Here is a 14,942-nt window from a genome sequence, read left to right as displayed (position 1 = left end):
GGTAACGGTGGCTGCACTCGTTAGCGACCGTTAGTATCCGGATGATCTACAGGTTCGGACGACGAGGCAGCACGGGACGTGGGAGGGAGGGCGGGTCATGATCTGTCCGCACTGCAGTGAGAACCTCCTGCGTAGGGAGCGCAGCGACCGCACCTGCTCGAAGTGCACGAGGCGTTTCGCGCTCGAACCGAAGGAAAGCCCATTCGCGCTGCACGACCTGCGGCTGCAGAAACTGGCAGACAGACTATCCGCAGGCCGCGGCCTGTACGTGACAGTCACACAACTGCGATACGCGGCAGCGCGACGTCGACTTCCGAGCCTGAACGAGGGCTACTGGACCATCGTCGGAACATGGGTCGCGCTCGTACTGATTCCCACATACATCCTGTCCATAATCGGTGGTGCGGCACTGAGCATGTCCAAATGGTGGTTGATCCCGTTGCTCGGCCTCCTCGTGGTCATCGTCGGACTCGTCGTGATCTACGCGTGCCGACCCCTGATCCGCAGTCGCGCGCACGTGCGGATGCAGGTCGGCGACGAAGCATTCCGCGACGATGTCCTGAATCCATGGACTGCGGTATACGGCGGGCTGCCGAAAGGCGTCGTGTACGAGTCGTGGGTCATGCTCCCGGAGATCTCCGCCCCTCGAATGGTGCTGCTCTGCGCAGACCCGAGTGTGAGAGCATGCCTGTCGGCGAATCGAGTCCCGGAAGAACACGGCATGGTGCTCGTCGCGGATATCGACCGGGTCCCGCCCAGACTGCCGGTGCTGATACTGCACGATGCGAGCATTCCGGGATTCGCGTTCGCGCGGAATGCCCGCACGATGCTCGGCGACCGAGTGCACGCGGTCGGCCTGCGACCTCGATCGGTGATGGACGATGAGTCGGCGATCCTGTTGAGGGAGCCGGTGTCCTCGCACTCCGCGATGCAGTTTCTGCACGACCCCCTGTTTCCGAACGAAGTCGAATGGTTGGACGACGGCTGGTGGTCCCCGATCGCGGCCATACCGCCTGCTCGACTACTGGCCGCCGTCTCCTCGGCCGCCGAGCGGATCGAGGACGACGCCGATCCGGACCGGCGCTTCGCACGACAGTTGGGGTTTCTCACGTGGCCGACGGCATGACGGACAAGGCTCTCGACCGGTTCCTGCACCGAGCGATCGCGCGTGCTGGAGCACCGAACGGGCTGCGGTTCACCGAAAGGCAGCTCTACTACGAACTGTGCCGCGGAATGATGCCCGCACACCGGCTTCCGCGCCGGCCCGCGTTCACGGTCCCGGCGTTGGTGCCCGATCGGCTGTTTCGCGGGGCGCTGGACCGGCACGGCACCATCCCCGGGCTGCTCGAATCGGCTCGCCCTCTTCCCCGAGGAGCAGGACGGAACACGACGGAACCGGATCTGTTCGACTATGGCCTGCCCCGCCTGTTGGTCTGCGAGTCGATGCAGGTCGCGGCGATGCTGCGGGCAAACGGAGTGCCGATGGAGTCGGCCTGCCCGGTCGTGAGCGCCGCCGATCTTCCACTCGATCCGGGAATCGCCGCGATGCTCGACCGCGCCGGCGGTGCCACTGTGTATGTGCTGCACGACGCGAGCGAGAAAGGGCTGGACCTCCCGGCCCGGTTGCCTGCCCTGACCGACATCCCGGACGGAGTGCGCGTCGCCGCGATCGGGCTCATTCCGTCGCAGGCTGCGCCGCTCCACTTGCCGCACGCACTCGGACGGGCTGTCGAGGTGGAATCGGTGAATCCAGCAGTCCTGTTGCGTACCGTCCACCGACTGGTCCGAGGAATCCACCGCACCACCGCACCGCTCGTCGATGTGCGCGGTGTCCGCCGCGCGGGTTTCCTGACCTGGCCGACCGCATGAAGGAGCCACAGTGCCCGAACTGACCCAGCCCGAACCGGCACAGCCCGAACGCCGCGTATTCCACTACGTCGACGAATTGCTGACCGACGGCACGGTCTGCCGGAGGTACACCGATGGGCGGACGGAATGGCGGTCGCGGGGAGAGAGCGGAGTGGTCTTCTGGCGAGACGATCACGGCATGACCGGCACCGACGAGCCACTGGGGCGCGACCTCATCAAGCGGACGTACGGCGACGGGCGGGTGATCTACGGGCGCGAGGGCGGATATGGCCGAACCCTGTGGAGCGACGGCGCTCTCACCACCAACAGGTCCCAGTTCGGTGGCCGGCTCGGCGGTATCCTCACCGCCGTCGCGGGTGCGGCTCTTCTCGGGTCGATCGCGCTTCCTCCGGATTTTCTGACACCCGAGCAGGAGCAGGCATTACAGGTCGACGCCGGCGACGAGTTCGTGGGCGCGGACGGTGGTTCCGACTACGGAGACTGGGGCGGCCCGGGCGACGACGGTGGTGGCGACTTCGGCTAGCGAATGTCGACCGAGCGGATATCGATCGAGTACTGAGGAGAAGCGGTGAGTCGGTGGTGTGCCTTCCTGGGAGAGGGCGATCCTGACGTGCACGTGCGTGCGGTCGGCGGCCGACCTGCGCCGGGATCTCACGGAGTCGGATTGCTCGACGGACCGGGAACAGCGACCGGCCCCTACACGGTCGGGGCTCTGACCGCGATCGGCGAGGTCACGCTCTTCAACGGAGATCTGCTCCGCGCCCGACTCGGCGCGGACGCACCCGACGGGCGCTGCGACGATGCGGAGCTGTTGCTTCACTGCTACGCCACGCTCGGCCTCGGTGGGATCGCGTTGGCAGACGGCATGTTCGCACTGGCGATCACGGACGGCGACGAACTGGTGCTGGTGCGCGATCACGTCGGCGCGCGCACCCTGTTCTATGCGCGTGCTCGTGGCACCTGGGCGGCGTCGACCTCCCTGCGCGCGTTGCGGGCATGGCCTGACCTCGACACCGCACTGAACCTGTCCGCGGTGCAGTCGTTCCTCACATTCGCATACCTTCCAGGGGCCGAAACCTTTCTGCGGGATGTCCATGAGGCCCTCCCGGGCCGGTGCGTGCGCCTGCATCAGGACGGGTCGATCCTCGAAGAAACGTACTGGGAACCGAGGGAAATCGAAGACCGCAGGTCGGCGCACGACCACGTCGACAGGTTGCGTGAGTTGCTCGAGGCGGCAACCATGCGACGACTGCCGGAGGACGAGCCGGTCGGGGTATTGCTCTCCGGAGGCATCGACAGCAGCCTTGTCACCGCACTCGCGTCGAAGCTGCACGACAACCCGGTCCGCTCGTATTCCATAGCATTCGACGGCACGACCCCGAACGAACTTGCCTACTCCGGACTTGTTGCTGCGCACTGCCATACGAATCATCGGGTCCTCACGGTCCCGGGTGAGGCGGTCGCCGAACGGTTGGCGACGACCGTGTCCCTGCTGGACTGCCCGGTCGGAGATCCGCTGACGGTGCCGAATCTGATGCTCGCGGAGGCGGCTGCGGCGGACGGTGTGCGCACGATCCTCAACGGGGAGGGCGGTGATCCCGTATTCGGCGGTCCGAAGAATCTGCCGATGGTGATCTTCGAGTTGTTCCGCAGCGACCCCGACCCGGAAGCGCGGGCGCGCGCATACCTCGACAGCTACCGCAAGTGCTATGACGATCTCCCGGTACTGCTCACAGCGGACGCCCTCGCAGATCTCGAGAGTGCACCACCGCTCACGGAGGTACTGATGCCGTATCTGCAGCAGGGTCGGATGACGAGCCTCCTGAACCAGTTGCTGCACACGAACCTGCGCACGAAGGGCGCCCACCATATCCTCACCAAGGTGGAAAGACTCACGGCTGCAAGCGGTGTGGAAGGACGAGCTCCGTTGTTCGACCGTGAGGTCATCGATCACGCGTTCCGGGTCCCGCCGAATCTGAAACTGGCCGGCACGTCCGAGAAGTGGATTCTCAAGGAATCAGTCCGTGACCTCCTGCCCGATACCATCGTCGACCGGCCCAAGAGTGGGATGCGGGTTCCGGTCCAGCAGTGGCTCACCGGTCCGCTCCGTGACCTCGGTCACGATCTGCTGCTCGGGCAGTCTGCACGGGCGAGGGGGCTTTTCCGTGAGGACACGGTCCGCCGTTGGATGCGAGGTGAAGGTACATTGCTGCCACGCCAGGGCGGAAAACTGTGGCTCGTCCTCACCCTCGAACTGTGGTTGCGGTCGTTCCGGATCGGACCCTGATCCGGACCCGACGCGACTCGAACCCGTGCACGACATCGTTCGAACGATCCGATATCAGGAGCTCTCCCGGCATGCCCGATCCCCGCGCCACCCCGACCACGCTCAAGCGTCGCGCCGACGACGACAACGAGGTCCACGACGTCGCCGAATTCCGGGATGCGGGACGCTGCGTCGTCACTCCGGTCGCCGAGTTCCCACCCGAAGTCGCGCTGGTCGTGGTCAGTGCATTCGCCGGCATCGTGGACAAGGCCAAGGCCAAGGCCAAGGCCAAGGCCAAGGCCAAGGCCAAGGCCAAGGACAGTGACGCGGCAACCACCCCGGATGCAGAGGGCCTCGTCCGTTCCCAATCGTTCGAGGAAGGGGATGTGTACATGATCGAGGCACCCTTCGACGGGTTCTTCGCCGACCGCTACATCATGGACTTCTACAACATCGAAGAACGCGGGATCTGTTCGCGCATGCATCTGCATACCGGCTTGCGGTTCGTGCGCATGATGACCGGGCCGGGCACCCGCATCCGGGTCGGTAGTCTGTCGCCGTTTGAGGTGACCGACGTTCCGGGTGTCACCCCCTTCCGTCCTGTCACGTTCGAAGACGACCTGCCCGACATGCCCGACGGAGTCCGTCGCACCCGGTACAACATGATCGTGCCGCCGTGTTCGTTCGTCGACATGCAGATCCCGCGCGGCGTCAGCCACCAATTCAATGCGATCGGTGAGCACGCTGTGATCGACTCGGTGCATCCCGAGGAATCCATCGAAGTGCTCCGTGAGGAGATGTCGGGCTACAAGATGATGGCTCAGACGATCTTTCTTGCGGACGAACTGCCGACGTCCGAGACCTGTGCCGATACGACTTCGGTGCTGTGAAACGGCACGGTGAAATAGGGACAGGCCTCCATCTCGGATAGCATCGCGTGGCGTGAGTGAGGCCAGTACGACCGAGGACCCCGTCCGACCACCGGCAGTCGAGCCGTCGGCGACCCGATCCGAGGTGACGCGAGCCCGGCTCATCGCCCTGCTGGGTGCGCTGGTGGGCATCGTCGCCGCGTTGTCGATTCCGTTCCTTCCCGTGACACAGACGCAGGGGACGCTGAGCTGGCCGCAGGACGGCAGCAGCACGAGTGTCACCGCGCCGCTGGTGTCGTACGCGCCCGTGGAATTGGACATCACCATCCCTTGCGCGGTCGCAGGTGGCGCCGAAGGCGGGACCATCGTCTCGACCTCCCCGCAGGGTGCGCCCAACGCCGAGCGGTACGGGCTCGTTGCGCGGGTCACGACCGGCTCCGACGCACGCCCGGCCACCCTCGAGGTGATCGCACGCAACACCATGCTGCTCTCGGTGCCCGTCGACGAGCTGGGCGCCGGCTGTGCGGTCACGGTGAACTCGACCCCCACCCGCACGGTTGCTTCGGTCACCGGCGCGGGGGGCTCTGACACCGAACAGGTGTTCGAGCGTGACCTCCGCCCGCAGATGGTCGGAGTGTTCACCGGCCTGACGGGCGATCTTCCCGACGGACTCTCGGTCGACGCGACCCTCGACACCCGCTTCACGTCGTCCCCGACCTACCTCAAGCTGATCGCGATGATCGTCGCGGTGCTCGCCACGGCGCTGTCGCTGTGGTCGTTGCACCGCCTCGACACCACCGACGGGCGCCGTTCCCGGCGCATCCTGCCCGCATCGTGGTGGTCGTTCCGCCGGGTCGACGGACTCGTGGTCGGCACGTTGCTGCTCTGGCACATCATCGGCGCGAACACCGCGGACGACGGTTATCAGCTGGGAATGGCTCGCGCCGCGGGCGAGGCCGGGTACATGGCCAACTACTTCCGCTGGTTCGGGGTACCGGAGTCGCCGTTCGGCACACCGTTCTACGACGTGCTCGCGCTCATGACCCACGTGTCCACCGCGAGCATCTGGATGCGACTGCCCGGCCTGATCGCCGGCCTGCTCGCGTGGTGGGTGATCAGCCGCGAGGTGGCACCCCGGATCGGTGCGGCAGTCCGCCGGAACTCGATACCGCTCTGGACGGGCGCATTCGTCTTCCTGGCGTTCTGGTTGCCGTTCAACAACGGTCTGCGTCCCGAGCCGATCGTCGCGACCGGTGTGCTCCTGACGTGGTGCTCGGTCGAGCGCGCGATCGCTACCCGACGGCTCTTCCCGGCCGCGGTGGCGGTGCTGGTAGGCGCTGTCACCGTCACTGCCGGACCGTCCGGCATCATCTGCTTCGCGGCGCTGATCGCCGGTGCACGGCCCATTGCACGAATCGTCCTCGCGCGTGGCCGCGAGTTCGGCTTCTTCGTCGTGCTCGCACCGATCGTCGCAGCGGGGGTCGTGATCCTCGCTGCCGTGTTCGCCGATCAGACGCTGGCCGCGGTGCTGGAGATGCAGTCCGCGCACGTCGTCGGCCCGAGCGTGCCGTGGTTCCAGGAGTACCTGCGTTACCAGTACCTGCTGCAGATCACCGTCGATGGGTCGCTCGCGCGGCGCTTCGCGATGTTCACGATGATCCTGTGCCTGATCACGGTGATCGTGGCGCTGCTGCGGCGCGGCGGGAAGATCCCCGGAGCAGCCTCGGGCCCGTCCCGGCGCCTCGTGGGTATCACCCTCGGCGCGATGGTGCTGATGATGTTCGCACCCACGAAGTGGACCCACCACTTCGGCATCTACGCCGGCCTTGCCGCGTGCGTGGCGATCGTTGCTGCCGTTGCCGTGGGGCCCACGGTGCTGCGGTCGCGTCGCAATCGTGCGCTCTTCGCGGCTGCGGTGCTGTTCACGCTCACGATGTCGTTCATCGGCCCCAACGGCTGGTGGTACGTGTCGAGCTACGGCGTGCCGTGGTGGGACAAGCCGCCGTCGGTTGCCGGGTTCGGTTTCTCCACCGTGTTCTTCGGTCTCACCGTGCTGGCACTCCTGCTCGCAGCGTGGTGGCACATCCACCCCGTCGCGTCCACGCGCACCGACACACCCTCGCGCTTGTGGTCGATCCCGCCGCTCACGGTGGCCGCCGCCGCGATGGTGCTGTTCGAGGTGCTCTCCCTCGCGAAGGGCGCGGTGTCGCAGTACCCGGCGTACTCGGTGGCGCGATCCAACATCGACGCGCTGGCAGGTTCGCCGTGCGGACTCGCGAACGACGTCCTGCTCGAGATGAACCCCAATACGGGCATGCTCGCCCCGGTCAGCGGTGACATCGCGAACGCGCTCGTGGCCGAGGGCGGCGACGGATTCTCCCCGGACGGAGTCGCTGATGACCTGACCGCCGACGACGAGTCCGCAGACGCAGGTACCGCGAACACCGTCGACTCCGACAACGACCAGACGGCCGGCGGCACGGCAGGTACCCAGGGCGGCACCGGGCAGGCCGGCGCCAACGGCAGCACCGTCGCGCTGCCGTTCGGTCTCGACCCCGCCACGACCCCGGTCCTCGGCAGCTACGGCGGCATCACCGGGAACGTCACCACCGACTGGTACCGCCTCCCGGAACAGGATGCGGCGGGTTCTCGCGGCGACATCGTGTCGATATCGGCGGCCGGTCGGATCTTCTCGGTCGACGCCGACGGCACCGAAACCTACGGGCAACGGATCGAACTCGAATACGGTGTCACCGAAGGCGATACTGTGCGCGCACTCGGATCCGCCCTCCCGATCGACATCGGACCGGCACCGTCGTGGCGGAACCTGCGGGTGCCGCTCGACACTCTTCCTGCGGAAGCCGACACGGTGAGGATCGTCGCGCACGACCGCGATCTGGCACCGGAGCAGTGGCTCGCGTTCACCCCTCCGCGGGTGCCGCAGACGCAGACGGCACAGGCCGTTCTCGGCACCGAGTCCCCGGTCCTGTTGGATTGGGCCGTCGGCCTGAACTTCCCCTGCCAGCATCAGATGTTGCACAGCAACGGTGTCGCCGAGATCCCCGAGTTCCGGGTCCTTCCGGACCGTGTCGGAGCCATCTCGACGAATCTGTGGCAGGACCACTACGGTGGTGGTCCGCTCGGCTGGACCGAGATGTTGCTCGGCGGTCGCACGATCTCCTCGTACCTCGACAACGACTGGGATCGCGACTGGGGTTCGATCGAGCAGTATCGTCCGCTCGACGCGTCGGCCGAGCCGGCGCATGTGGACACCGAGAAGGTGAACCGGACCGGTTGGTGGACCCCTGGGCCGATCGAGACCTCGTATTGAGCCAGCGGACGGGGAGTCCCCGTCGCTTCGCTCGCCCCGAGCGGCCGCGTGGGCCAGAATGAGGCCATGCGGTCCCCGATCCCGGACTACCTGACTCAGGTACTCGATACATGTGCACCCGATTCCGGTGAGCTCGCCGAGTACATCCCGGAGCTGGCGGCGGTCGACCCCGATCGGTTCGCGCTCTCCTTGGTGACGGCGGAGGGCGACGCGTACTCCGTCGGCGACCACCAGGACGCGTTCACGATCCAGTCGATCTCCAAGCCGTTCGTGTACGGCCTCGCACTCGAGACCCTCGGGTTCGAGGCCGTCCTCGACCATGTCGGTGTGGAGCCGTCCGGTGAGGCGTTCAGCGAGATCTCGCTCGAGCGGAACACCGGTCGTCCGCTCAACCCGATGATCAATGCAGGTGCGCTCGCGACGCACGCCCTCGTGGCGTCCACCCCGCCGGCCGATTCCGGTGTCGAGCGGATCCTGAAGTTGCTCTCGTCGTTGGCAGGGCGCGAGCTCGACATCGATGAGAAGGTTGCCAGGTCGGAGCTGGACAACGGTTACCGAAATCTCGCTCTGGCCAATCTTCTTCGCAGTTACGACGTCTTCACGGGTGATCCGCGCGCCGTGGTCGAAGGGTATGTACGACAGTGCGCGGTGCGTGTGACGACCGCCGATCTCGGGATGATGGCTGCAACCCTTGCGAGCGGCGGAGTTCAGCCGCACACGGGCGAACAGATCTTTTCCAGACCTGTGGTGCGTCAAGTGTTGTCGGTGATGGCGACGTGTGGGATGTACGACGCCGCCGGAGACTGGTTGACGACCATCGGGATTCCCGCGAAGAGCGGTGTGTCCGGCGGGATCATCGGAATTCTTCCGGGGCAGTTGGGTATTGCGGTTTTTTCGCCGCGGCTCGATCCACACGGTACGAGTGCTCGCGGAGTCGAGGTCTGTGAACGTCTTTCTCGCGACATGAATCTGCATCTCATGGACGCCCCGATGGTTGCGCACTCGGTGTTGCGTCGCCGCAGGGAATTCGGAGATGGAGACACTGCTGTCACGCTGCTGGTGCTCCAGGGCGACCTCCAGTTCACGAACGTGGAGACGATCGTGCGCGACCTGATCGACGAACCGATCGTCACTCCCCGGCTCGTGCTCGACCTGGCCCTCGTCCGTTCGGTCTTCCCTGCCGGCAGCCGGGTTCTGCTCGAGATGGTCCGTCGACTGCACCTCGACGGGATCGAGGTGATGTTCATCGACCCCGAGGAGCATTTCCCCGATCCCGAGGTGGGGGGTGGTTACCGCCCGGTGGTGCTGGAGTCCATCGGCGAGTTGCCGATGGACCTGCAGTGGCGGCGAGGATTGCCCGGCTGACCGGTCAGTTCGACCCTGCCCACCGAACGGTCAGTTCGCATCTGCCCACCGAACGGTCAGTTCGCATCTGCCCACTGAGCGGCACGGACTGCGGCGACGACACCACCGTCGACGAGAAGGTCTGTGCCGGTGATGAAGCCGGCCTGCGGGTCGAGGAGAAACGCCGCCGCACCGGCGATGTCGTCGGGTGTGCCGAGTCTGCCGGTCGCCGACATGTTCACCATCCCCTGCATCCGTTGCCCGGATTCACCGGAGAGTTCCTGGCGGCCCATGGGAGTCGAGATGACTCCGGGACTGATGGAATTGATCCGTGCTCCGCGTTTTCCCCACGCGGCCGCTGCTGCCTGTACCCGCACTGCGTTGCCACGTTTCGCGACCGTATAGGCGATTCCGGGGTGTCCCAGCTTCTCGGCGGCGAGGAAGGGGAGATCGAGCAGTTCGGCGGTCGGGGTGATGGCGAGGGCCCTCTCCTGCTCGGGAGACAGTGCTCCCATGTGGCCGGCCATGCTGGCGATCACGACGCCGGCTCCGCGCGGGGCGATGACGCGGGAGAACTCGTCGAGGACGAGTGCGACACCCAGCAGATCGACCTTCAGGACGGCTTCGATGGGTGCCTGTTCCGGCGACACCCCGGCAGTGTGCGCGACGTGGGTGACGCGACCGAGTCCGGCTGCGAGGTCGGCGAGCGATGCAACCGAGTTGTGATCCGACACGTCGACGACCTGCGCTTTCACCTCGTGTCCCTCGCCGTGGAGGGTCGATGCAGCGTCGCCGAGGGTTGTCTCGTCGAAGTCTGCCAGCAGCACTGTGCGGCCGGCGCCCAGTCGTCGTGCGATGGCAAGCCCCATTCCGCCGACTCCGATGACGACGAGTACGTCGATGTCCATCATGCCCCTTTCGCGAGATCTACTGTCGGTCAAGACCGTACGGTGACGTGTCGGGCACCACACCGTGATCGGAACGATACCTGCCGATGGTGCTGATGGGGAGGTTGATGCTGGTAGTGCGGCCGTTCCGGATCCCTGCTGGCGCGAACGCCGAAGAGTGAGCTACGGTGTCGTGCGGTGTGCCGGAAGTCTGGTCGGCGAGAGAAGTGTCGTACGTACGAGAGAAGATCCAAACATGCCGTTCACCTGTGAAGATGTTGTTGTAGTCCGGATCGGTGGGTGACTGGGAATGCTCACGAAGTCCCCGTACCGCTGCCCCGGCGATGACAGCGTCATCCACCACGCGTGTGCAGGAATGCTGTCGCACTGGTCGAGGCCGGTCGACGAGCAGGTCGCGCGTACGTCCCTCGGCGAGACCCACGTGCTCAGCGTCGGGCCCGCGACAGGGCGCCCGATCGTCGTCCTCGCGGGAGGCGACCTCCCCGCAGCCGGCCTGCGCGATCTGGCCGGCTCGTTCGACCCGTCCCGGCGGGTGATTCTCATCGATCTGCCCGGCTTGCCGGGAGCGAGCGCATGCACCCGCCCTGAAGGCAACGTCCACGCCGCATACGGTCGTTGGCTCACGGAGGTCCTCGATGCCCTGGAGATCGGTGTCGTGCCGATCCTGGGGCTCGGATGGGCCGCGTCGGTTGCTGCTGCGATCACCGATGTGGAGCGGGTCGAGAAGCTCGTCCTCGCCGCTCCCCTCGGTCTGGTGCCGCGTGCGCGTTGGCACCGCGCACTGATTCCGGGTCTCCAGTGGCGCAATGAGCCGAATTTCGAGAACACCGAGCGCTATCTCCGCGCTCTCGCGGGTTCGGGCTTCGAGCCGGACGACGCCACGCTGCGGTGGTCCTGCCGCGTCGGTGCGTACTGCACCTCACTGGCGGGGATGCCTCGGATCGGCCGGTCGCTGTGGCAGCGCTGGAACGGTCACGCCGTGGAGCTCGTGGTGGGCGATCAGGATCCCCTCGTGCACGTCGCTCCGCTCCGGAAGATTGCGGACGAGATCGGCGCAAGCGTCGAGGTGGTGGAGGGCGCGGGGCGCCTGCTCCCGCTCGAGTCCCCGACGCTTCTCGCCGAGGAGATGTTCGCGCCCATCCGGTGAGTCGGGTCATGTGATTCTCGCTGCCGTATCCCGTATGGACGGCATGATTTCGCTCACCTGTGGGCATGGGGATCGTGCGCCCCACGTGGTGACCTGTCAGGTTCGGCGCCTTCGGTACCGATGTGACTCAGTTCGCATTCACATCCAAGTTACTCGGTGGTAGACCCGTAACAGACATCCTGTGTGTTCGGAGAGCCGTACCCGGATCGCCCCTGTCCGGGCACGCAGCCGTGGTGCCGGTACCTACCCGGCAGACCCCGCACGAAAGGTTCAGCATGCTCTTCAGCGCGATGTTCCCCTTGGCCGGTCGAAGTAAGCGCCGTCCTGCGCCGACGGCGGCGGCCGCGAATCCGTCGGCCGAGTCGCTGCGCGTGACCGCGTCGGCGTTGCGCGCGTGGGGCGCGGAGGTCGACGCCGACGAACTCGAGGTGCGGGCTGCGCGAGTGGCGACTTCCTAGCATCTTCCCTTCGGGGCCGGCGCACTTGTCGCGGTTGCGGCGAGCGTCCGTGATGGGATGCGGCGCCGGGCCACCCCCGACGGGTGTGGATCTCGGCCCGGCGCCGCTGGTCGGTCTTCCCTTGCGGGATACCTACGACCGTAGGTGAATATAACGGAAAGGTCACGCACTGATTGCGGTCGATCCGAGTGCCTGGACGAGTCGCGGCGTCATCGTTGCTGGTAGATGTCGAAATCGTGCTGCGGAGAGACCGAACGGTTTTCTTTGGTCCATGTGATTGTCGGCACGTTTTTCGGCAATGATTGCGAGAAGATCACGATCTCGAAGTGGGTCTGCTCCGTCGGGTGCTGCATCGACACGTACGGCTGACGACAGTGTCGTCAGCCGTAGGTGTCGATGGTGGGTAGTCCGTTGGCCCGTTCGGGCTCAGTCTTCGCGCCTGCTCGGCCACCGCTCGTGCAGGCGGCCGCGCTGGATGGTCGGGCTCGTGCCGGGGCTCTGTGGCCGAGGTGCGGGATCCTGCTGCCACTCACCGTCGCCTTCGTTTTCCTGCTCGCCCTCGTACGGCCGGCCGTGCTGCGGGTTCTGGCCGTACTGGGGCTCAGGCAGGTACTGGGACTCCGAACCGTACTGAGACTCCGAACCGTATTGGGGTTCCGGGTCGTACTGCGGGTCCGGGTCGTACTGCGGGTCCGGGTCGTGCTGCGGGTTCTGGTCGTATGAGGGATTCGAGTCGTACCGGGCCGTGTTGTCGGAGAACGAGTTCCTCTGCGGCAGCTGTCCCGCAGGTCGTTCGGAGATCTCCTGTGTGAGCGGGTACGGGTTGATGGCGTGCTCGGTCTCTGTTACCGATCGCTGCAGCCGACGCGGACGGTCGATCTGGTACGTGTCGGTGACAGTGTTACCCACTCCCTTGAGGAGTCGGATGGGCAGGTAGACGCTCGCGGTGATACCGGCGTTGGTCGTGGAATCGAAGGTCGGGCGCAGCCGCACCGTGATCCCGTTGCGCGCAGCGAGGCGCGCGACGACGAACAGACCCATGCGTCGGGCGGCACCCCAGTTGCCCTCGTCGTCGCTCGAAAGCCGTTCGTTGATCTCGGCCAGTTCCTCGGCCGGGATACCGATTCCGCGGTCGGCGATCTCGAGCAGTAGCCCACCGTCGACGGCGCGGGAGAACGCGAATGCGACGGTGCTGTCCGGCGGGGAGGCGCGGAGCGCGTTGTCGAGCAGCTCGGCGACGAGGTGCACGATGTCGGTGACGGAACTGCCGAGCAGGCTGCCTTCCGGTGCGTTGCCGAAATCGACACGCTGGTAGTTCTCGACCTGGGAGACCGCGGCGCGAAGCACATCGCCCAACGGTGTGTCGGGCACGCGGCCCATGCGCTGACGGGTACCGGCTAGGACGAGCAGCGAATCGCCGGTGCGACGCATACGTGCGGCGAGGTGGTCGAGTGCGAACAGGTTCTGGAGTCGCGTGGGATCGCGCTCTTCGTGCTCGAGCGAGTCGATGAGCGTGAGCTGCTGCTCGACGAGGGTCTTGTTCCGTCGTGCCAGGGTTTCGAGCATCTCGTTGACCTGACGTCGAAGTGCGGCCTGCTCACCTGCGAGGCGGAGAGCGCCGGCGCTCATGTTGTCGACAGCGCGCGCCACCTCACCGATCTCCTCCCGGGTGGTGACGCGGACCGGCTCGAGGTTGACCGTCTCGATGTCGGCACCGTTCTTGATGTCTGCGATCGCGTCCGGTAGGCCGACTTCGGCGGCTCGGAGGGTGTCGTTGCGGAGGCGCCGCAGAGGCCGGATCAAGGAGGCCGCAACGAGCAGGGCGAGGCCGAGCGCGAGTGTGAGGATCACCGCCACGCCGATTGCCGTACCCCACGCGTTCCGTTTGGCCGTGGACGCGAGGTCGTCGAGTGTCGCGACGATCCGGGTTCCGGCCCCGTCGACGACCTCCTGATAGATGGTCAAGGTCGCGAAGATCGAGTTGCGCAGTGCGGACACGTCGGTGGACGCGTCGTCGATACCTGCGATGAGAGCGCGTCGTTGTTCCATCAGCCCGTTGAGGGTGCTCGACATCTCGGGATCGGACGCGTTCTCGAGGAACAATGCGAGCTTGCCGGCCTCGGCGGCCTGCGCATTGGTGAACATGAGGCTCGCTGCCTCGGAACCGTCCATGAGCGCACCGAACGCGATGACCTGGTCGATGATCTCCCACTGGGTGTCCCAGGTGGCGAGGAGCAGACCGGCATCGGCGAGCACCTGCGAGTCGCCGCTGGCGTCGACGATACTCCGGAACACCAGGGTGATCCGGGAGACGAATCCCTGGAGCTGTTCGTGGAGTGCCTCGCGCGACGCCCCACCTTGAGTGGCGCTCTGGTAGAGGGCCTCGCCTTCCTGGATGGCGCGGGACACCTGGGCCATGAGCTGGGGGTCGAGGTCCGGGTCGGCGAGGAACGCGTCGAGCGTGGGCTCGTGCTCGGAGATGATCGCCGCGGCGTTGTCGGTGGGCAGGTGGATCATGGTTGCCAGGGCTGCACCGCCGACGCCCATGCTCCACTGCGCCAGCGAGGGGATGATCGTCACCCGCTCCGCTTGCTCGGAGTAGTGCCTCGCCTCTTGGACGGTGTCGTAGACGCGCAGGCCGCCGTAGAGCGACGCGGCAATGAGGGGCACAGCGACAACCGCCGTGACCTTCTGCCACAGGCGCCAATTGTCCGGTGTCGGCAGCCGCAAGTTGCGGAAGAGGCTCATGG

General features: G+C 66.2%; 11 protein-coding genes. 9 read left to right on the top strand and 2 right to left on the bottom strand.

Annotated elements, in window-relative coordinates:
• Positions 1 to 97: 97 nt before the first annotated feature.
• From Q7514_RS22100 to Q7514_RS22070, 7 genes are all read left to right on the top strand, one after another.
• Positions 98 to 1,126: a hypothetical protein gene (locus tag Q7514_RS22100; protein ID WP_330135399.1), complete on the top strand. Its 1,029-nt coding sequence runs from the start codon at positions 98 to 100 to the stop codon at positions 1,124 to 1,126.
• On the top strand, positions 1,111 to 1,869 hold the full coding sequence (locus tag Q7514_RS22095; RefSeq protein WP_330135398.1) for a hypothetical protein: 759 nt from the start codon (positions 1,111 to 1,113) through the stop codon (positions 1,867 to 1,869). The genes Q7514_RS22100 and Q7514_RS22095 overlap by 16 nt, the downstream gene beginning before the upstream one ends.
• 10 nt (positions 1,870 to 1,879) lie before the next feature.
• A complete protein-coding gene (locus Q7514_RS22090) occupies positions 1,880 to 2,392 on the top strand; it encodes a hypothetical protein (protein ID WP_330135397.1) in 513 nt (170 codons plus the stop codon).
• A gap of 45 nt (positions 2,393 to 2,437) precedes the next feature.
• A complete protein-coding gene (locus tag Q7514_RS22085; RefSeq protein WP_330135396.1) occupies positions 2,438 to 4,156 on the top strand; it encodes an asparagine synthetase B family protein in 1,719 nt (572 codons plus the stop codon).
• 71 nt (positions 4,157 to 4,227) lie between these two features.
• Positions 4,228 to 5,025 carry a hypothetical protein gene (locus tag Q7514_RS22080; RefSeq protein ID WP_330135395.1) on the top strand — a complete coding sequence of 266 codons (798 nt, stop codon included), beginning with the start codon at positions 4,228 to 4,230 and terminating at the stop codon, positions 5,023 to 5,025.
• Between the two features lie 52 nt (positions 5,026 to 5,077).
• The gene (locus Q7514_RS22075; protein ID WP_408016158.1) at positions 5,078 to 8,335 is read left to right on the top strand and encodes an arabinosyltransferase domain-containing protein; all 3,258 of its coding nucleotides are present in this window, start codon (positions 5,078 to 5,080) and stop codon (positions 8,333 to 8,335) included.
• A 66-nt stretch (positions 8,336 to 8,401) separates the two neighbouring features.
• Positions 8,402 to 9,700, top strand: a complete 1,299-nt coding sequence (locus tag Q7514_RS22070) for a glutaminase (RefSeq protein WP_330135394.1) — start codon at positions 8,402 to 8,404, stop codon at positions 9,698 to 9,700.
• A 56-nt stretch (positions 9,701 to 9,756) separates the two neighbouring features.
• Here Q7514_RS22070 and Q7514_RS22065 read toward each other — a convergent pair whose 3' ends face one another.
• Positions 9,757 to 10,587 (bottom strand): SDR family oxidoreductase, encoded by an 831-nt coding sequence (locus Q7514_RS22065; protein ID WP_330135458.1) that lies wholly within the window; start codon positions 10,585 to 10,587, stop codon positions 9,757 to 9,759.
• Positions 10,588 to 10,876: 289 nt separating this feature from the next.
• Between Q7514_RS22065 and Q7514_RS22060 the strand changes: the two genes are divergently transcribed.
• Positions 10,877 to 11,734, top strand: a complete 858-nt coding sequence (locus Q7514_RS22060) for an alpha/beta fold hydrolase (protein WP_330135393.1) — start codon at positions 10,877 to 10,879, stop codon at positions 11,732 to 11,734.
• A gap of 275 nt (positions 11,735 to 12,009) precedes the next feature.
• The gene (locus tag Q7514_RS22055) at positions 12,010 to 12,192 is read left to right on the top strand and encodes a hypothetical protein (protein ID WP_330135392.1); all 183 of its coding nucleotides are present in this window, start codon (positions 12,010 to 12,012) and stop codon (positions 12,190 to 12,192) included.
• 426 nt (positions 12,193 to 12,618) lie between these two features.
• On the opposite strand, the gene Q7514_RS22050 is transcribed toward Q7514_RS22055, so the two are convergent.
• Positions 12,619 to 14,940, bottom strand: coding sequence for a sensor histidine kinase (locus Q7514_RS22050; protein ID WP_330135391.1), 2,322 nt, complete (start codon positions 14,938 to 14,940; stop codon positions 12,619 to 12,621).
• Positions 14,941 to 14,942: the final 2 nt, after the last annotated feature.

The organism is Rhodococcus artemisiae, assembly GCF_036327795.1.
Lineage (GTDB): Bacteria > Actinomycetota > Actinomycetes > Mycobacteriales > Mycobacteriaceae > Rhodococcus > Rhodococcus artemisiae.
This window is presented reverse-complemented; position numbering and strand designations above follow the sequence as displayed.

Excerpts from the sequence above, each read along its gene's own strand:
- Q7514_RS22080 (WP_330135395.1), top strand. The coding sequence starts at position 4,228 with ATGCCCGATCCCCGCGCCACCCCGACCACGCTCAAGCGTCGCGCCGAC.
- Q7514_RS22060 (WP_330135393.1), top strand. The coding sequence starts at position 10,877 with ATGCTCACGAAGTCCCCGTACCGCTGCCCCGGCGATGACAGCGTCATC.
- Q7514_RS22070 (WP_330135394.1), top strand. The coding sequence starts at position 8,402 with ATGCGGTCCCCGATCCCGGACTACCTGACTCAGGTACTCGATACATGT.
- Q7514_RS22050 (WP_330135391.1), bottom strand. The coding sequence starts at position 14,940 with ATGAGCCTCTTCCGCAACTTGCGGCTGCCGACACCGGACAATTGGCGC.
- Q7514_RS22100 (WP_330135399.1), top strand. The coding sequence starts at position 98 with ATGATCTGTCCGCACTGCAGTGAGAACCTCCTGCGTAGGGAGCGCAGC.
- Q7514_RS22055 (WP_330135392.1), top strand. The coding sequence starts at position 12,010 with ATGCTCTTCAGCGCGATGTTCCCCTTGGCCGGTCGAAGTAAGCGCCGT.
- Q7514_RS22065 (WP_330135458.1), bottom strand. The coding sequence starts at position 10,587 with ATGGACATCGACGTACTCGTCGTCATCGGAGTCGGCGGAATGGGGCTT.